The sequence below is a fragment of the Alphaproteobacteria bacterium PA2 genome (assembly GCA_002256425.1).
Taxonomy (GTDB): Bacteria; Pseudomonadota; Alphaproteobacteria; order Caulobacterales; family Caulobacteraceae; genus Phenylobacterium.
The window spans coordinates 3,378,152-3,395,816 of the sequence record NKIZ01000001.1 but is presented as its reverse complement, the minus strand read 5'-3'; the positions used below and the strand labels follow the sequence as shown (position 1 = coordinate 3,395,816).

The following is a 17,665-nucleotide window of genomic DNA, read 5'->3' as shown; positions in this document are numbered from 1 at the left end:
GCTTCTCTGCATCAATCGGGTGAAATGATGCAACGAACTACATCATGAGCTATCAGGCAGAAGCCTTTGCGCAAAGCCTTCGCCAAGCTCGCCTCAACAAAGGTTGGTCTCAACGTGACCTCAGCGGGAAGGCTCGAATTCCCCAGGCGCATATCTCGCGCATCGAAAGCGGCTCGGTTGACGTGAAGGTCTCAACATTGGTGGAGCTTGCACGCTTACTGGACCTAGAGCTCTTGCTTGCGCCGCGATCCTCAATCCCGGCCGTTGAGGCTTTGATCCGCGAGGCTGAAGCCAACCAAGATCTGAGGTCCGCGCGCGGCTTGGTCAACTCACTTCAGCCGACGCTAAGGCGTCTGCGCATTGAGCACCCCAAGAGTAGTATGACGGAGCGCCTTGCCACGTTGATCCAGGACGTGATCGCTATCGCCCCCTTGTTCCAGACGCCCGGAGCTTTGGGCGAGTTGGAAAACGCGGTCACGGTTATCCGACGCGCCGGGGAAAGCGCAGACGACAACCTGAAGGATCTCGAAGCCGCGATCCACGGCCTGGCCAAAATCCGTAACGGGCTTGTCCATGCTCGCGCACCTGTGCAGACCCCCGCCTATAGCCTTGACGAGGAGGACTAGGCCGTGGCCGCAGACATCCTCGACATCTTTCTTGCCGACCGAAAGGTCGGCACGATCAACGGGCTAGGTGGCGACCGTACAGTCTTCACCTTCGATGATGCCTACGCAGATGACCCCAACAGGCCAACCTTGAGCCTGTCGTTCAAGGACGCCATGGGCGACTTGATCCGGGATCAACGGCGAACCCAAACGCGATTGTCACCGTTCTTTTCGAACCTCTTGCCGGAAGGTCCCTTGCGGGACTACCTGGCCGAAAGGGCCGGCGTAAACGTGGTCCGGGAATTCTATCTATTGTGGGCGCTGGGGCGCGACTTGCCTGGAGCTGTCATCGCCAGGGGGCCAGATGGGGAAGAGCCGGGGCCGGCCCATGAAGAGGATCCCCTTCCCGCTGGGTCAGAACCAGCCGAAGTCCCGCTGCGGTTTTCACTTGCTGGTGTGCAGCTGAAGTTTTCCGCGCTGGAGAAAGCACAGGGAGGCCTGACAATTCCAGCGACCGGTGTCGGCGGGTCCTGGATCGTCAAGCTGCCATCAACCCGCTTTCGCGGCGTGTCCGAGAACGAGATCTCGATGATGACCCTGGCGAAGTCTGTGGGCATCGATGTGCCTGACATTCAGCTCGTCGAGCTTGATCAAATCGCCGGCCTTCCAGATGGAATCGGAAAGCTAGAAGGCGCGGCCTACGCCGTCCGCCGCTTCGACCGGACCGCCGATGGCGAGCGTATCCACATGGAGGACTTCGCTCAGGTCTTTGGAGTCTATCCCGACGACAAATACAAGCATGCCACCTATCGGTCGATTGCCAAGGTACTTTGGTTGGAAATCGGAGAGGCTGGGATCACCGAATTCATCCGCCGTCTGGTTTTCAATGCAATGATTGGCAACGCCGACATGCACCTTAAAAACTGGTCGCTGCTCTATGCTGACAGTGTCACTCCCAGCCTGTCGCCAGCCTATGACTTCGTCTCTACGCTGGCCTACATTCCAGATGATAAGGCGGCCCTTAAGTTCAGCCGCACCGCCCGTTGGGACGGCTTCAACGAAGACGAGCTCACCCACCTTGCTGCCAAGGCAGGTCTTCCAGAAAGGCTAGTTATCGGCGTTGCCCGCGAGACAGTTTCGCGGTTCCGAGAAGCTTGGGCCAACGAGCGGAGGCACCTTCCACTCCACGCCGAAATCTCCGACATAATAAATCGGCAAATTGACACCCTTCCGCTCGCGGGAACGAGGTGATGCCTAGCTATAAGGCCGACATCGCAGGCGGCGCCTTGAAAGTCTACGAGTCCCGGATAGTTGCCAGCCTACTGCTGAATAACGCCAGCGCAGCTGAATGGCGCAACGCGATTGAGGTTGAAAACGTCCTTCAAAAGAAGTCTCCAGGAACAGCAAAACGGCAGGCCAGTCTTATTCGAGCCAGGCTTGTAACATTGACGCCGGATCTGTTGGGGCTTGTCCGAGATGGCTCAAAGCCAGCCGCAACCCAAGCCGTATTTGCGGCCGCTCTCGTCCATAGTCCGCTCCTTCTGGATTTTCTTAAACTGGAGGTCCGCGACCACTTTCGCTCTGGCAACCTGTCACTTACCCGTAGCCATTGGCGGGCCTATTTAGATGGATGCCGTGAGCGAGACCCAATGATGCCGGTCTGGTCGACTTCAACAGCTGAAAAGCTCGGCGATTCGACATTTCAAATACTATTGGAGATCGGGATGCTTTCGGATGCCGACCGACCCATGCTTCAGCCGGTGTACTATCAACCCGAGGTCATTGCTGAATTGAATAAGGGCGGATTTTCAGAAATCCTGCGCGCCATGCAGGCTTTCATATGACCGACCTGAAAGTGCGCCTCGATCAGATCCGGGGGAGAATTACGTCTGATGACTTTCTGACCGGAAAAGGTCTGGGAAACGAAGTGCCATTCTACGCCTTCGACTATGCGCCAGGCGACGAACCTCAAGTCGATGCTTACGTGTCATGGCTCGCGGAAGATCTTGACCGCAAGACAAGCCTAAAGGTCACCAACGTCAATTTGTTTGCCCTCGTCGTAGAGGTCCTGCGATCGCGCCGATTGTACGAAAAGGCCATTGCATTGGAGACGGCAAAGGGCGCGCCCGCGCTCCTAAGTGCTCTCAAAGGGCCACTTGAAGCGGGGAAACTTGCGCATACGCTGATGGAGAGGGTGCAAGCTGAAAAGCCCGATACAATCCTGCTAACAGGTGTCGGCGCAGCTTACCCATTTGTCCGCACTCATAGCCTCCTGAACAACTTACAACCGCTAATCGGGACCACGCCTGTCGTCCTATTTTTCCCCGGACGGTTTAATGGTCAGACTCTGCAGCTCTTTGGTGAATTGCAGGAAACGCCATACTATCGCGCCTTCAGACTTGTGGATTGACCGATATGAAATTGCAGGACGCCTTCGCGAAGGACATCCAGAGACCGATCAACGGCGTCATCAAGGCGGACCAGAGTGATCAGGCGTTCAATGAACTCGATGAGTATGTAATCACCAAGGAAGTCGATAAGCACCTCCGCAAATTTGTGGACGCCTACCTTTCGGGCCTGGCCCGCGGCAATGATCCGAGCGTCGCTGCGCAAATGGCAGTTTGGGTTTCGGGGTTCTTTGGGTCGGGCAAATCCCACCTAATCAAGATCCTTTCTTACCTCCTTGCCAACCAACCCGTCAGTGACGGCAAAGAGGAAAGAACGCCGCTCGATTTTTTCCTTCAAAAAGTTTCTGGCGACTCTGCGTTCGCTGGGGACCTACGAAAACTGGCGGCTGCGAAGACCGAGGTCATCCTTTTCAATATCGACAGTAAGGCAGAACAAAATCACAACCGCGATCCGATTTTGCGGGTCTTCCTCAGGGTGTTCAACGAACACTGCGGCTTCAGCGGTGACCATCCCGAGGTGGCCCATATGGAGCGGTTCCTCGACGAGAAAGGAAAGTACGAGGCATTCAAACAGGCTCTAGAGGTTGGCTACGGTCTGAACTGGAATGAGGAACGGGACTCCTATCATTTCCATACGGCCGAAATCGCTGCCGCTTTGGGCGGCGTGCTTGGACAGCCGGTCGACAGCCTTCAAGCCTGGATCGATAACCTCGAGAAGGGCCTGAGCCTGACGATCGAGAATTTTGCCAAGTGGGTGAAGCAGTACCTGGACGGCAAAGACCCTGAGCAGCGCCTGGTCTTCTTGGTCGACGAAGTGGGCCAGTTTATAGGCGGCCAATCCCAACTGATGCTCAACCTTCAGACCGTCACCGAGGAGCTGGGCACCATCTGCAAAGGCCGCGCTTGGGTGGTCGTGACATCCCAGGAAGATATGGACGCCGTCGTCGGCGCTTCGTTCGAGAATGCCCGGGAAAATGATTTCTCGAAAATCCAAGGGCGGTTCTCTACCCGGCTTTCCCTGTCGGGATCCAACGCCGATGAAGTAATTCAGCGCCGGCTTCTGGCCAAAACCTCCGACGCCGTCACTGAGCTCGAAACGCTGTTCGCAGCCAAGGGTGACATTCTCAAGAACCAGATAACGTTCCGAGACGCGGGCATGACCTTGCGAGGCTTCGCTGACGGGAAGAACTTCGCAACCTGCTACCCCTTCCCCCCGTACCAATTCCTATTGGTACAGAAGATGTTCGAGGCGAGCCGCAAATTCGGCGCGGCAGGCGGGCACCTTTCCAAGGGCGAGCGCTCCATGCTCGACGCCTTCCAGACTGCAGCGCTTGCCATCAAGGAGCGTCCCCTGGGCGCCCTAGTGACGCTAGACGCCTTCTACCCCTCAATAGAGAGTTTCCTAGAAGGCGTCGTGCGTGTCGCCATCAGCCGCGTACAAAACATTGCTGACGCCACAGATTTTGACAGCCGCGTTCTCAAGACCTTGTTTTTAATCAGGTATATTGATGAGGTCCCGGGCAATATCGACAATCTGGTTACCTTCTTTGTCGACGAAGTGGACGCCGACAAAAGAGCCATTCGCGCGGAGATCGAGCAGAGCCTTCTAAGACTGGAAAGGGAGACCTTGATCAGCCGAAACGGCGATCTCTATTTCTTTCTGACCAACGAAGAGCGCGACATCAACAAGGAGATTAAGACCCAAGAGTATGTCGAGAGCGAACGGCTTCGGCTGCTTGGGGAGGTCATATTCGAAGATGTCCTGAAAGACCTGCGCAAGTACCGCTACAGCGTCAACAACAAGGACTTCGATATCCTACGGATCATCGATCTCGCGCCCATCGGCAACCGTATTGAGGGTGCGCTTCCGCTTTCGGTCCTTACGCCCCTGGCGTCCGACTACGGCGATTTCAATGAGCCGCGTTGTGTGCAGCAGAGCATGGATGGCTCTGTGGGCCAGGTTTTCATCAAACTGCGGGATGACAAAAAGCTCGCAGACGAGATCACTACCTTGATCAAGACTGAGGCCTACCTCCGTCAAAGATCCGACGGATCTGTGACCCCAACGATAAAGCGGATCTTTGATGACAAGCGCTCTGAAAACACCCAACGCCGCCAACGCATTCACGCCACTTTGTCGGACATGCTGGAAACGGCGAAGTTCTACGTTATCGGCAAGGAAAAGACGTTCTCAGGCGCGCCGAAGGCTGCGGTTGATGCCGCCCTGAACTACCTAGTGGAGAATTCCTACAACAAGCTTGGCTATATCCAGCATTCCTCCAGCGACCCAATCGTTGAGATCCGTAAGGTTTTGTCCGACCCCAATGGTGAGGAACTGGACTTAACGGGCGGAAGCCAGAACGCTCGCGCCCTCAAAGAAGTGCTCGACTATGTCGAACTTCTGAGCGGGCGCAGCCAGACGCTGAACTTGGGGGCGATGATCAATGATCGGTTTGCCCGGCACCCCTACGGATGGCGGGAATTCGATACGCTCCTTTTGGTCTGTCGGCTTCTTAAGGCCGGTCAAATCGAGCTTCATGCCAATGGCGGCAAGCTCGCGGTCGCAGAAGTTTTTGGTCAGATTGACGGAACTACCAAGTGGAACCGTGTCAGTGTTTCCAGGCGCCAGACTGTGGACAGGTCCGCACTTCAAGCTGTCCGCACACTTGCGCGTGACCTATTCGGCAAGACCCCGCCGGAGTCTGAAGATGACTTGGCAGCCTTTATTCGAGACCGTTTTGATGACCGTCTTAGGCAGTTGAACGAATGGGCGGCTTTAGCCGGCACGGGCGACTATCCGGGGAAGGGTGAGATCGCCGACCTCTTGGGTGTCACGCGGAAACTCCTCGCCCATAAAGACAGCTTCGCTCTGATCAACCAACTACAGACGGATCGCGCCGACCTGGTGGAGCAGGATGAACGGTTTCAGCAGCAGTCCACCTTTTTCACGCAACAGCGTACTCAGTGGGACGCATTGCGGAGAGCCTATCGGGACCGATTCCTTCCCAACGCATTCCATCTGCGAAAGGATTCTGATGCGGCCAAAGCGCTCGACAATGTCGCTGCAATTCTCGCCGCGGAAAGCCCCTATCCGAGGATCAAAGAAAGCGGTGGGCTGATCGATCTGCTCAAAGCCCGAAACGAGGTTGTCTTGATTGAGAGGCGAGCCGAAGCTCTGGCCCTGGTTGACCCTCGCATTGCAGCAGTGAAGGCCGATCTTGCGGATATCGGCGTCGATGCGGATTTTTCCAATCAATGCCTTCTGCCACTTCAAAGTATCCGCCGGGATATTCTTGATCAGATCCTTACTGGTCAGATTGCCGACCTAGTTAAGGCCGCAGCTGAAGCAGAAGACAATGCACGGCTTATGATCGAACGCGCCGTCTCAAGTGCCCGAGCAAAGGCGGCAGCAAAGCCAGGGTCGGCAGCTCCGACAGAAAAGGCAGATCATCCCGGTCCTCAAGAGGGGCCCGCGATGCCTTACATTGCGCCACCGCGCATTGCGACGCCCGAGAAGTTCCGACAGCGACAGCAGGTTACGGCTCGCACCCTGATGGGCTCAAAGGCCTATCTTGAGAGCAGGGACGATGTGGAAACTTACCTTTCCGCACTTCGCCAAAAGCTCGAAGAGGCCCTGGCCGCCAACGCTCGAATCGAAATTCTGTAGCAGGATCACCTATCAATGGTCGCTAATCGCAACGCCCTGAAGACCTATGCTCCTCAGGCGCGGAAGGATTTTATTCGCGCAATGACCGACCGAGCCGCGTTGTTCGGTGTCACCAAGGAAGGTTTCACACCGGGGGAAGAGCGCGGCGACCTCTTCCTTATTGGCGGCAAGGCGTTTCCCAAGGTCGTGGCTGCACAGCGCAGGAAATTGCTCGCGCGCATCGAAGTCACCTCCTTTGACGATGTCATGGAGGCTGTGGCTTATACCTGGTTCAATCGTTTCCTGGCCATCCGCTATATCGAATTGCATGGCTATTTTGACCACGGCTACCGGGTGCTCAGCCATCCACGCGGTGAACGGGAGCCGGAGATCTTACAGCAGGCACAGCACTTAAGCCTGCCTGGCCTAGACCAAAAGGTTGTCGTCGAGCTCAAGCTCGCGGGCGACAAGGATGAGGTCCTCTATCGCCGCATCCTGATCGGCCAGTGCAACGACCTGCACAAAGCTATGCCATTTCTCTTCGAGCGCATCGACGATGAAACCGAACTCCTGCTCCCAGAAAACCTGCTCCAGACGGACAGCATCATCCGCAAGCTGGTCAACAGCATCGCGGAGCCTGAATGGGACGAGGTCGAAATCATAGGCTGGCTCTACCAGTTCTACATCTCGGAGAAGAAGGATCAGGTGATGGGCAAGGTGGTGAAGTCGGGAGATATCCCTGCTGCCACCCAACTTTTCACGCCCAACTGGATCGTGAAATATATGGTCCAGAACAGCCTCGGGGCGCAGTGGCTGGCGACCTATCCCGACAGCGGCATTCGCGCTGGCATGGAGTATTACATTGCTCCGGCGGAACAGACGCCAGAGGTCAAAGCTCAGATCGATGCGATCACACCAAAGCAGCTTGATCTCGAAGCCATCACATTGATCGATCCAGCAGTTGGGTCAGGCCATATTCTGGTCGAAGCCTATGACCTGTTCCGGTCAATCTATCTGGAGCGGGGCTACACCAAGCGCGAAGCTGCCCGCGCGATCCTGACCAAGAACCTGTTCGGTCTCGATATCGATGATCGTGCGGCACAGATGGCCGGGTTTGCTCTGCTGATGAAAGCCTGTGCCGATGATCGTTCGGTGCTGCGTAATCCTCCCACGCTGAATGTTCTGGCCTTGCAAGAGGCCGAGGCGCTTGATGCAGATGCGCTGGCTAGCGCGCTGTTGCCTCACGAGCGTTTTGAATTGGTCCCGAGCGGCGATCTTCTGCCTGAAACGCTGCGCCAGCCCACCCTTGCTGCGAAACAGCCGACCTCAGCCGAAGCAAGTGCAATCAAGGCGCTGGTCACGCTGTTTGAAGGTGCAAAGACCTTTGGATCGCTGATCACGGTTCCAGACAAAGTGATGCAGAGTTTGCCTTTGCTGGATGCGCTACTAGCAAAGCCGCTCACGGGTGATTTGCTGCTGCGACGGGCGCAGGAGGATGCGCAGGAGCTGTTAAAGCCGTTGGTCGAACAGGCCCGTTTGCTGGGTGATAGCTACGATTGTGTGGTAGGAAACCCGCCTTACTTGGGAGGGCGTGGTGTAACGGGCGTTCCAAAGCTTTATGAAAATTTTGCTGTGCGCTACTACCCAGAAGCAAAAATAGACACTTATGCAATGTTTATTAGAAGAGGGTCGAATCTTAGAAAACGAAACGGTATTTCAAGTTTTGTTGTAAAGGAAGAGCTTCTTTATCTACCCAGCTTATCTTCATTGAGATTTGAAATTCTGAATAATGAGTCGATAAATTCGGTCTGGAAAATTGGATCAGGCGCATTCTCGGTAAGAGCGTGTGCGATTGTCTTGTCTGGTTCAAATTTTGGAGGAAAATCTATTATATTGGCTGGTTCAGATTCCGAAAATGGGAATAAATACATTGACCGATTTGATCGATTTCAAAGAGAATTTCTCGAACTCCCGAACAATATTATCGAACCATCAGCACCTATAAGTGCTGGCTTAATTCTTAAACTTCCGAACAAAATGCGCTCTGTCGCCACTGCCAAGCAGGGAATGTCTACGACAGATAATCCTAGATTTCTGCGATACTGGTGGGAAATTGCCCGCGATGCCATCTCCCAAATATCTACATCCGACCCAAAAAAGTCATGGTTCCTCTATAATAAGGGAGGAGCGCCTAGAAAGTGGTATGGAAATGTTATTCATGTTGTAAATTACAAAGACAATGGATCGCAATTGCTCGATCTTGTTAGAAATAAGTATAGAAATATTTCTGATCCGGAATTTGTAATAAGAAATAGGTCTCTCTATTTTAGAGAGGGCGTTACGTGGTCTAGAGTTAGATCTAGCGGAAAGCGTATTGGTTTTAGGTATAATCCTGAAGGTCTAATATTCGATACATCTGCGATGCTCGTGCCATTTTCATCCCTTAATAATTTGAAGGCGAATCTTGCCTTCTTAAATTCATCTGTTGTATCAGACGCCATCCAACTTATGAGTCCTGGCACAGATTTTAACAGTGAGTTCGACGACCTTCCTTTGTGCCCCGACGACCTTATTGATAAAATGAGCTTTTGGGCGAATGATGCTATCAATGCGGCAAAAGACGATTGGGATGGCATAGAGTTATCAATAGAATATAGAGGCATCAATATATTTCAATCTGAATCAAAAACGATTGATGAATATATTAACTTTAGCAACCTTCAATATGAAAATAACATATTATCTATAAGAAGATTACAAAAACAAATCGATAAATCTGTAGTTGATTATATCAGTAGATATTTTCATCAAAGTGTAGATAGTAATGGATATAGAGTTGAGAATTTTGAACGAGAAACCACAACAGAATTTGACATAATTTCATATGCTTTCGGCTGCATGATGGGCCGCTACTCGCTGGCTGAACCGGGCCTGATCTATGCCCATTCCGGAGGTATAGGCTTCGATCCGTCACGCTATGGTCCGTTTCCCGCCGACGACGACGGCATAATCCCGCTGACGGAGGAGCAGTGGTTTGGCGACGATGCTGCCGTGCGGATCGAGGAGTTCCTTTGTGCAGCTTGGCCAAAAGCGCCAGTCACGGAAACGATGTTCACGCTGATGAATGGTCTCTCCAAGGACAAGGCGGGTGAGCCACGTGCGGCACTGCGTTCCTACCTCTCAAAGCAGTTCTACAAAGATCACCTTCAGACCTACAAGAACCGTCCGATCTACTGGCTCTTTTCCTCGGGCAAGCAGAAGGCGTTCGAGGCGCTGGTCTATCTCCACCGCTACAACGAAGGCACTTTGGCCAGAATGCGCACGGTCTATGTCACGCCGTTGATGGGCAAACTTCAGCAGCGCGTAGACGATCTGGATGCCGAGATTGCGGTGTCCGCCTCGTCAGCTGAAAAGACCCGTAAGACGCGAGAGAAGGACAAACTGCTCAAACAAGTGTCCGAACTGCGTGTATTTGACGAGGAATTGCGGCACCTTGCCGATCAACGGATTGAGCTCGACCTCGACGACGGGGTGAAGGTCAACTATGGCCGCTTTGGCAACCTGCTGGCAGCCAAAGACAAGGTTTGCGGCAAGGACGACAAGGAAGACTAGCCAACGTGGATTTGTCGCACATCCAGGTCCATTTAAAGCGATTATTCACCAGCGGTGGGCCTGACCATGCCGGCCATCGGGTTGTCTGGTGGCACGACGCTGAATCAGAGTTCGATGGCGAAATTGATGGCCTAGGCCTTGAGGCCTGCTGCGACGATGGCGTCGAGGTGATCCACCTTTCTGGCCAATCTGCCTTGGCACTCAAGGTTCGAATTTTGCTCGAACAGCCCTCGTCGCGTTTCCTACTCTATCAAACTGGCATGCAGACTGATCCAGCCAATGACTTGATGCTGGATATTCGGCGTTGGGCTGCCCCCTTCGCGGCCGACAAGTCCACTTTAATTCTGCGAGAGCTGGGGCTCTTCGATACCTTGGCGCTCAAGCCATTCATCAACGAACGTGCGAAGTTCTTCGCTAGCCGTGAAAGGCTGGAAAAGCTGCAACGGTTGGTCATCCCTGGCGACACTGAACGGCAACTTGATCTGAAGATCCTGGCTGTGTTGGCTAAAGCCGCCCAACCTCAATTGGCGCATATTCTCCGGATCGCCTTGGCCGAAATGGACGAGGAGGATCTTGCGGCATTTACCCCTCTGATGGCCGAGTTCGAGCGGTTTGGTCTCCTTGACCGGTTCTGGGATTTCGTCTGCGCAGAATTCCGATATGTCGATGAAAGCCCGAATCTACGGAATTTGCTGCTGCGCCTGTTCGCCACGGACTTCGCGCGTCACGTTACCGGTAAGACGCCGGAGGCCTTCAGCCACCTGACGCTGCCGAACGGTGGAGGGGTAAACGCCGTTGTGTTCATGGACGGTTGGCGTGACTCCAGCGCCTATCAAAGGCGCTATGACTCCCTCGCAGCGCAGATCGCTATCGAAATTAAAGTGAAGGATCAGCTATCGGTCTTCGGTCTGGCCGACCTCGAAACTGTCCATAGTTTCCTCGATGTAGAAAAGCGCATTGCATCGCTCCTCACTCGCCAGGTGCTCGAGGCGTCCGAAACCGTGGACGCCGCAAAGATTGCCGGCCTTTGTGGCGTGCGCCAGGACGCCTATTGGGCAAATGCTGACAAGCCGACCACACACGAGGCGCCGCGCGCAGCAATGCATGCGGTATTCGAAGCGATCACCCATGCTGCGGCTTTTCTCGCGCTCAAAGGCGCAGAGGGGGCTCATTTGCGGAGCAATTCCGCTGCAGAGACCTGGGCAGCCTATACGAGCCGACTCTTTCGCTTCGACCAGCTCTACCGGCTCTTTTCCGAAGCCGCTGATACCGCGGATGGTGAGAACTGGGACGTCCTCAAGGACCTGCGCGCTCACATCGAAGATGTTTATGGCAATTGGTACCTGGCTGAGCTTGGTGACCTGTGGACCCGTCAGGTTTCAGGCGAACTGCTTCCTGGTTGGTCGCTGCCGGAGGTGACCAACCAGTTCGATTTCTTCCGCCGCGCCATTAAACCGATATTGGACGGCGACCCGGATCGACGGGTCGTTGTGATCATCTCTGACGCCTTCCGTTATGAGGCGGCGGAGGAGCTGTTCCGAGCCATGAATGGCACCGACCGATACCAGGCTAAGCTGGAATCCATGCTGGGTGTATTGCCGTCCTATACGGCGCTTGGCATGGCGGCGCTGCTCCCCCATCAGCAGCTGACCTACACTGCAGATGCGGCTGTCTTGCTTGATGGCCGGCCGACAGCGGGTCTCGAAGCGCGCAAGAAGCTGCTGGAGGCCGTGGGTGGTGTGGCCGTCAAGGCCGCTGACCTAATGGAAATGAAGAAGGACGACGGCAAGGCCTTCTTCAGGCCTTATCGGGTGATTTACGTGTACCACAATCAAATCGATCAGACGGCCGATACCGGCAATGAGGACAAAACCTTCGCTGCCGTTCGCACGACGATCGATGAGATCAATGCGCTGGTTCGGCGCGCTTTTACCTTCAACTGCAACCGGGCCGTCGTTACGGCTGACCACGGCTTCCTCTTCCAGAATACATCCCCCACCGAAGCGCAGAAGAATGCTCTGTCCACTCGTCCAAGCGGCACAGTCATTGCCAAAAAGCGTTACCTGATTGGCACGAACCTAGGGACAGCGTCGGGCGCAATCGCTGGCAGCGCCAGCACGACCGCCAAATCCGAAATGGACATGGAATTCTGGGCGCCCATGGGGATCAATCGCTTCCACTTCGTCGGCGGCAGTCGCTTCGTCCATGGCGGCGCCATGCCTCAGGAAATCTGCGTACCGCTGCTCCGGATCAATTACGCGCGCGGGGAAGGCAAGGGGAGGGACCAGACTTCAATACGCAAAGTGGGAATAGCGCCCCTATTCCATAGTACCCGTGTCACTACTGCCCGCCATCGGTTCACCTTGACGCAAACGGAGGCCGTATCCGCGCGCGTCCAACCTGCTACTGCGCGCCTGGCCATCTATGACGGCGATCAGCAGATTTCGAATACAGCTGTTGTCACTTTCGACTCCGCTGTGGCGGATATGAACCTATGGCGCAAAGAGGTTTGGCTTACATTGGCCAACCTGCCGTTTGACGCTCAAAAGCAATATCGATTGATCATCCGCGACAACGACGATCAACTCGACCTCATCCCGCCCTTCCCAATCACGATCAGTCTGGCTTTCGACAATGACTTCTGAGCCTCAAGCCAAGAACGACGTCGACGAGCTTCTAGTCCAGCACTTCGGGGGCAAGGTCGTACGGAAGGACCTTACTAAGCTGGTCAAGGAAGGCGCCAATGTGCCGACCTATGTCCTTGAGTACTTACTCGGCACCTATTGCGCGTCCGACGATGAGGCGACGATCCGCGAAGGCCTGGAGACCGTTAAGGGCATCCTCGCTGATAATTACGTGCGTCCCGATGAAGCTGAGAAGGTCAAATCGAAGATCCGCGAGCGCGGCAGTTTCAAGATCATAGACAAGATCAGCGTCAGGCTGAACGACAAGCGCGACTGTTATGAGGCCCTGCTCGCGAACTTGGGCGTTAAGGATGCCGAGATCGAGGCCTCCTACGTGAAGGCCAACGAAAAGCTGTTGGCTGGTGGGATATGGTGCATCGTTACCGTCCACTACTATTTCGAGGAAGGGCAGCGCGGGTCACCCTTCTCGATCGCCGATCTCAAGCCGATCCAGATGCCCAATATGGATATGGAAGAGCTGTTCGCTGCCCGGCGTCAGTTCACAACCAAACAATGGATCGATGTGCTCACCCGCTCTACAGGGATGGAGCCCACAGTTCTGGATGAACGAACGCTCTGGCACCTGCTCGTTCGACTAATTCCCTTTGTCGAGAACAACTATAATACCTGCGAGCTCGGGCCTCGCGGGACGGGTAAGTCCTACGTCTATGAGGAAATCAGCCCCAATAGCATCATGATTTCAGGCGGCCAGACTACGGTCGCAAACCTCTTCTACAATATGTCGCGCCGGCAGGTCGGGCTGGTTGGCATGTGGGACGTGGTGGCGTTCGACGAGGTCGCAGGGATCAATTTCAAGGATCCCGATGGTATCCAGATCATGAAAGGCTACATGGCCAACGGCTCGTTTGCTCGGGGCCGGGATTCCATCGCGGCCTCTGCGAGTATGGTCTTCGTCGGCAACATCAATCAGTCAGTCGATACCTTGGTAAAGACCAGCCACCTGCTGGCGCCCTTTCCGCAGCCCATGATCGACAGTGCATTTTTCGACCGCTTCCACGCCTATATACCAGGCTGGGAAATCCCGAAAATGCGCCCAGAGTTCTTCACGACTAGGTACGGTCTGATCACCGACTACCTTGCCGAATTCATGCGCGAAATGCGCAAGCGTAGCTTCTCGGACGCCATCGATCGGTTCTTCAAACTCGGCAACAATCTCAATCAGCGCGACACGATCGCCGTGCGCAAGACCGTTTCAGGGTTGCTGAAGCTGCTGTTTCCCCACGGCGGATTTGACAAGGATGATGTCCGCAAGTGCCTGGAATACGCGCTGGAAACCCGACGGCGGGTCAAGGAGCAGCTCAAGAAGATTGGGGGGATGGAATTCTTTGACGTCCATTTCTCCTACATCGATCAAGAAACGCACGAGGAGCGGTTCATCGCTGTTCCTGAACAGGGTGGCGGCCATCTAATCCCCGAAGGTCAGATGAAGCCCGGCGTCCTGCATACCATTGGGACGGGCAGCGGCGGACACCTGGGCCTCTATCGGCTTGAAACTCAAACGACAGCCGGCGGCGGAAAGTTCGCAGTTTCCGGTATCGGCTCAAGCAGTTCAGCGCGCGAGGCCTTGAAGATCGGGTTCGACTATTTCAAAGCGAACTTGTCCCGGATAAGCGGGGCGTCCAAGGCGACAGAGCACGACTATCACGTCCACCTGGTTGAGCTCCAAAACAGTGGTCCAACCTCATCCATAACCTTGGCTGGACTCGTGGCGGCTTGCTCTGGCGTTCTCCAAAAGCCCGTCCAGAGCCAGATGGTGATCCTCGGTGACATGAGCCTTGGAGGGAACATTAAGCCGGTCGAAAACCTCGCAGGATGCCTGCAGCTCGCCTTCGATAGCGGCGCCAAACGTATCCTTCTGCCGATGGCAAGCGTCGCAGACATTCCAACTGTGCCTGGCGAGTTGTTCGCTAAATTCCAGACCTCCTTTTACTCGGATCCGGTAGATGCAGTATTCAAGGCACTGGGCGTGGACTGAGTTACGACGGTGGGCCAATTTCGCCAGCAGCTTTTGTGAGATCGAGCGAAGGCCTACTTGAGGGATCAAGTCGATCGGCGACCTCCAGAGCCCAGGCGCCCCAGCGCGATGCGACCTCATCGCCCACCCCTTTGCCTTCGAGAACCCTTGTCACGAGCGTGCGGATGTCGTCGGCGGCTCGGAGGTCTGACGCCATACGGATGAGTTCGTCGCGCCTTACCTTTTCTGCCGCGACCTCCGCCTCGCAGGCCTTGCGTTCTGTTTCCGCGCGCCGACGAACCAACTCTTCCTCAAGCTGTCGTCGCCGTCGGAGCGACCGCGTAAATGCATCCCGCGCCGCGGCGCGATAACTGAGTTCGCCAACTGTGACGAGTGACACGACTATGTCGGTTAGGTGTACCTCGAGGCCGTGCTCCTCGGTATCACTCCAACTCCGCGCCCCTTCTCCCGCAATTGTCAGCCGCAGCTCATCCGCCCAACCGGGCCGAGTACGCCACTGGCCGCTTCGATCGGCCTTTGCCGATGGGTGATCGAGGAAGAACCCTATGTGCTCCATGCCAACAATAACGCCGATATTTCGCGCCTCGGGATCGGCAATCCAAGGCTGACACCCGAACTTTTGCAGGGCTGTGAATAGACTACTGAGGATGCGCAGTCGGCGCTTCTCAAACGCCGAGTCAAAGAACGGCTCCGCTGATGCTAGGCGCCAAGGTAGGTCTCGGGCCCTGACACCACGCTTCTCATCGTCAGCGAGCAGATTTCTGATTAAGCCATGAGGCGCATTCAATGTGCGCTCGTAGATCACCTTGCCAACGCGCGCCGCAATACGGAGCCTCAAGTGATCAAGCGTTTCATTGAATTGAGGTTCGACTGGGATTGGCTCTGCAAGCTCCACCTCGGGGTCAACAATATGCGAGCCGAACCGGGAATATTCGCCGATATAGACGGCGTCGGGCATGCCTGGCCCTCGAGGCGGGAGATTGGCGGGCTTTACCGCCTTGCTGGCGCGCAGCTTTGTCCAATACCCACGGTCGGGAACGGGGATTTCGACCCTTTGGCAGATCTTTTTCAGGCCGGTGTCGGAGAGATTGAATTCTTGGGCGAGCGTCCTCATTGGCTTGGCCCAGACCAGCTCATAAAGCGCCTGCCTCGAAACTAATGCCATGTCCCCCTCCAAACGATTGTCGTCGTGCCAATTACCAGCGCGGCTCAGGTTGGTAGGCGGACTCAGCGACAACCTTCGTTGCATCGGCGCGAGTTCGATAGGTCCCGATCAAAAGGCTTTGCTGGTCATCGAGATTTTTGATGCGGTGAAGGTCCAGCATCTTGTTGCCTGTCCGAAGGAGCCGATAGGTGCGTCCGTTCGTACGGCAATAGACCTCGGCTGAGTTGTCGAGCGGGGTCCATTTGCAATCTGCTCCTGAGAGGAGCCGCTGTTCCAGGGCAATCTTGTCCTCTTCGACCTGTTTCCGCCGAGCCTCCATGCTGGCGAAGAACAGGCGCAATTCTTCCTTGTCGAGCCATTCTTGGATTGCCCCAATGATGGCGGGAAGTTCCGTACCTTCCGCTTTCTCTCTTTCGAAAATATCCAAGCATACGGGCTTCATTTCTTCATTTGGCGGAGAACGATGCCCCTCGTCCTGGAACGCCCTAAGCCGCTGTGCGACATCCATCCGCGTTAGGGGCGGTCCTTGCATGCCATTCAGGTATTCTTGAAGATCCACGATAGGAATCCAGCAGTCTGTTGCTGACTTGACCAGCTCTTCGCGCTGATCGTTCCATTTTCGCCAAATACCTGCCCGATGGTCGAGCTTCTCAAGGATTTCCTGCGCGAGCAGATGGACAGCCCATGCATCTCGAATGCGGCGCAGTGAGGGGGTGCTGACATGATTGATCACCAGAGCCTTTACGGCATGCAGGCGTTCATCTTCGACCATACCCCACCTCGACCTAGAACTGCCGTGACCTGCCTGCATCGACCTGCGAAGCCTTGGAAGGGCTGGCGGATCTATCGAGATGTGTCGGGAAGGACGGATTGGCGCCTTAAGCGACATCAAATCCGCAGACATTCCACTCCAAGAAGAGTGGAACTTCTTTTTTCGCTACGATTGTTAACGGTAAACGCCTAGTGCGAACGCCACTACGCCCATGATTAATTCCATGCCGATAATCAAGGCGATCTGAATCCGCTGCTGGTTTCGCATACATTGCAATATGTCCGTCCGGCACGTTGCAAGTTCTGCACGAAGTTCGGCGAATGACTTCTCAAGGCGGCTTTCCATGAGGCGGTACGAACCCTTTGTGACGAGGTCGGAACGAACTTCATTTACCACTTTCTCGATCCGACTGCGATTGGCTTCGAGTCTGTTGATGAATGGATCGAACCATAGTCACCTCAATCCGATAGAGCTTCTCTGCACAGAATGGTAAAACCCGTCTCGACTTCGGACTTACAGGTACGAGCGATCCTATGGAAAGTCGGCTGGAATCCAAATTTGCGCAGCTGAGCGCCAAATTCGACAGTTCGTTCGCCTCGATTGATGAGCGGTTCGCTGAGACAACCAAGCAATTCGAAGGGATCGGGGATCACCACGAAGCTAGCCTTCGACGCCAAAGGATATGGCTTACAATAGCGATGATTGTGACTTCGGCCGGCGGATTGGCTCTCCAGAAATTCCTTCTCTAAGATAAGTCGTTGTCCCCGCTGCCAGATA

At 55.0% G+C, this 17,665-nt stretch carries 12 protein-coding genes; 9 read left to right on the top strand and 3 right to left on the bottom strand.

Annotated features, from left to right (window positions below; all coding sequences use genetic code 11):
* The first annotated feature begins 44 nt into the window (after window positions 1–44).
* The 8 genes from CFE28_16235 to CFE28_16200 are packed head-to-tail and all read left to right on the top strand — an operon-like array spanning window position 45 to window position 14,951.
* Window positions 45–626 carry a hypothetical protein gene (locus CFE28_16235; protein OYU71402.1) on the top strand — a complete coding sequence of 194 codons (582 nt, stop codon included), beginning with the start codon at window positions 45–47 and terminating at the stop codon, window positions 624–626.
* A gap of 3 nt (window positions 627–629) precedes the next feature.
* A complete protein-coding gene (locus CFE28_16230; GenBank protein ID OYU71401.1) occupies window positions 630–1,856 on the top strand; it encodes a kinase in 1,227 nt (408 codons plus the stop codon).
* On the top strand, window positions 1,856–2,449 hold the full coding sequence (locus CFE28_16225; protein ID OYU71400.1) for a hypothetical protein: 594 nt from the start codon (window positions 1,856–1,858) through the stop codon (window positions 2,447–2,449). Before CFE28_16230 ends, CFE28_16225 begins: the two co-directional genes overlap by 1 nt.
* Window positions 2,446–3,015, top strand: a complete 570-nt coding sequence (locus tag CFE28_16220) for a hypothetical protein (protein ID OYU71399.1) — start codon at window positions 2,446–2,448, stop codon at window positions 3,013–3,015. Before CFE28_16225 ends, CFE28_16220 begins: the two co-directional genes overlap by 4 nt.
* Window positions 3,016–3,020: 5 nt before the next feature.
* Window positions 3,021–6,680, top strand: coding sequence for a hypothetical protein (locus CFE28_16215; protein OYU71768.1), 3,660 nt, complete (start codon window positions 3,021–3,023; stop codon window positions 6,678–6,680).
* Window positions 6,681–6,695: 15 nt separating this feature from the next.
* A complete protein-coding gene (locus CFE28_16210; protein ID OYU71398.1) occupies window positions 6,696–10,271 on the top strand; it encodes a hypothetical protein in 3,576 nt (1,191 codons plus the stop codon).
* Between the two features lie 5 nt (window positions 10,272–10,276).
* Window positions 10,277–12,916 (top strand): TIGR02687 family protein, encoded by a 2,640-nt coding sequence (locus CFE28_16205; protein OYU71397.1) that lies wholly within the window; start codon window positions 10,277–10,279, stop codon window positions 12,914–12,916.
* Complete coding sequence (locus CFE28_16200; GenBank protein ID OYU71396.1) at window positions 12,906–14,951, top strand: TIGR02688 family protein; 2,046 nt, start codon at window positions 12,906–12,908, stop codon at window positions 14,949–14,951. The genes CFE28_16205 and CFE28_16200 overlap by 11 nt, the downstream gene beginning before the upstream one ends.
* A 1-nt stretch (window position 14,952) precedes the next feature.
* On the opposite strand, the gene CFE28_16195 is transcribed toward CFE28_16200, so the two are convergent.
* From CFE28_16195 to CFE28_16185, 3 genes are all read right to left on the bottom strand, one after another.
* Window positions 14,953–16,116 (bottom strand): hypothetical protein, encoded by a 1,164-nt coding sequence (locus tag CFE28_16195; GenBank protein OYU71395.1) that lies wholly within the window; start codon window positions 16,114–16,116, stop codon window positions 14,953–14,955.
* Between the two features lie 31 nt (window positions 16,117–16,147).
* Window positions 16,148–16,888 (bottom strand): hypothetical protein, encoded by a 741-nt coding sequence (locus CFE28_16190; protein ID OYU71394.1) that lies wholly within the window; start codon window positions 16,886–16,888, stop codon window positions 16,148–16,150.
* A gap of 174 nt (window positions 16,889–17,062) precedes the next feature.
* Window positions 17,063–17,284 carry a hypothetical protein gene (locus CFE28_16185; GenBank protein OYU71393.1) on the bottom strand — a complete coding sequence of 74 codons (222 nt, stop codon included), beginning with the start codon at window positions 17,282–17,284 and terminating at the stop codon, window positions 17,063–17,065.
* A gap of 137 nt (window positions 17,285–17,421) precedes the next feature.
* Between CFE28_16185 and CFE28_16180 the strand changes: the two genes are divergently transcribed.
* Window positions 17,422–17,637, top strand: coding sequence for a hypothetical protein (locus CFE28_16180; protein OYU71392.1), 216 nt, complete (start codon window positions 17,422–17,424; stop codon window positions 17,635–17,637).
* Window positions 17,638–17,665 lie beyond the last annotated feature (28 nt).

Excerpts from the sequence above, each read along its gene's own strand:
- CFE28_16215 (OYU71768.1), top strand. The coding sequence starts at position 3,021 with ATGAAATTGCAGGACGCCTTCGCGAAGGACATCCAGAGACCGATCAAC.
- CFE28_16210 (OYU71398.1), top strand. The coding sequence starts at position 6,696 with ATGGTCGCTAATCGCAACGCCCTGAAGACCTATGCTCCTCAGGCGCGG.
- CFE28_16235 (OYU71402.1), top strand. The coding sequence starts at position 45 with ATGAGCTATCAGGCAGAAGCCTTTGCGCAAAGCCTTCGCCAAGCTCGC.
- CFE28_16190 (OYU71394.1), bottom strand. The coding sequence starts at position 16,888 with ATGGTCGAAGATGAACGCCTGCATGCCGTAAAGGCTCTGGTGATCAAT.
- CFE28_16225 (OYU71400.1), top strand. The coding sequence starts at position 1,856 with ATGCCTAGCTATAAGGCCGACATCGCAGGCGGCGCCTTGAAAGTCTAC.
- CFE28_16200 (OYU71396.1), top strand. The coding sequence starts at position 12,906 with ATGACTTCTGAGCCTCAAGCCAAGAACGACGTCGACGAGCTTCTAGTC.
- CFE28_16180 (OYU71392.1), top strand. The coding sequence starts at position 17,422 with ATGGAAAGTCGGCTGGAATCCAAATTTGCGCAGCTGAGCGCCAAATTC.
- CFE28_16195 (OYU71395.1), bottom strand. The coding sequence starts at position 16,116 with ATGGCATTAGTTTCGAGGCAGGCGCTTTATGAGCTGGTCTGGGCCAAG.
- CFE28_16220 (OYU71399.1), top strand. The coding sequence starts at position 2,446 with ATGACCGACCTGAAAGTGCGCCTCGATCAGATCCGGGGGAGAATTACG.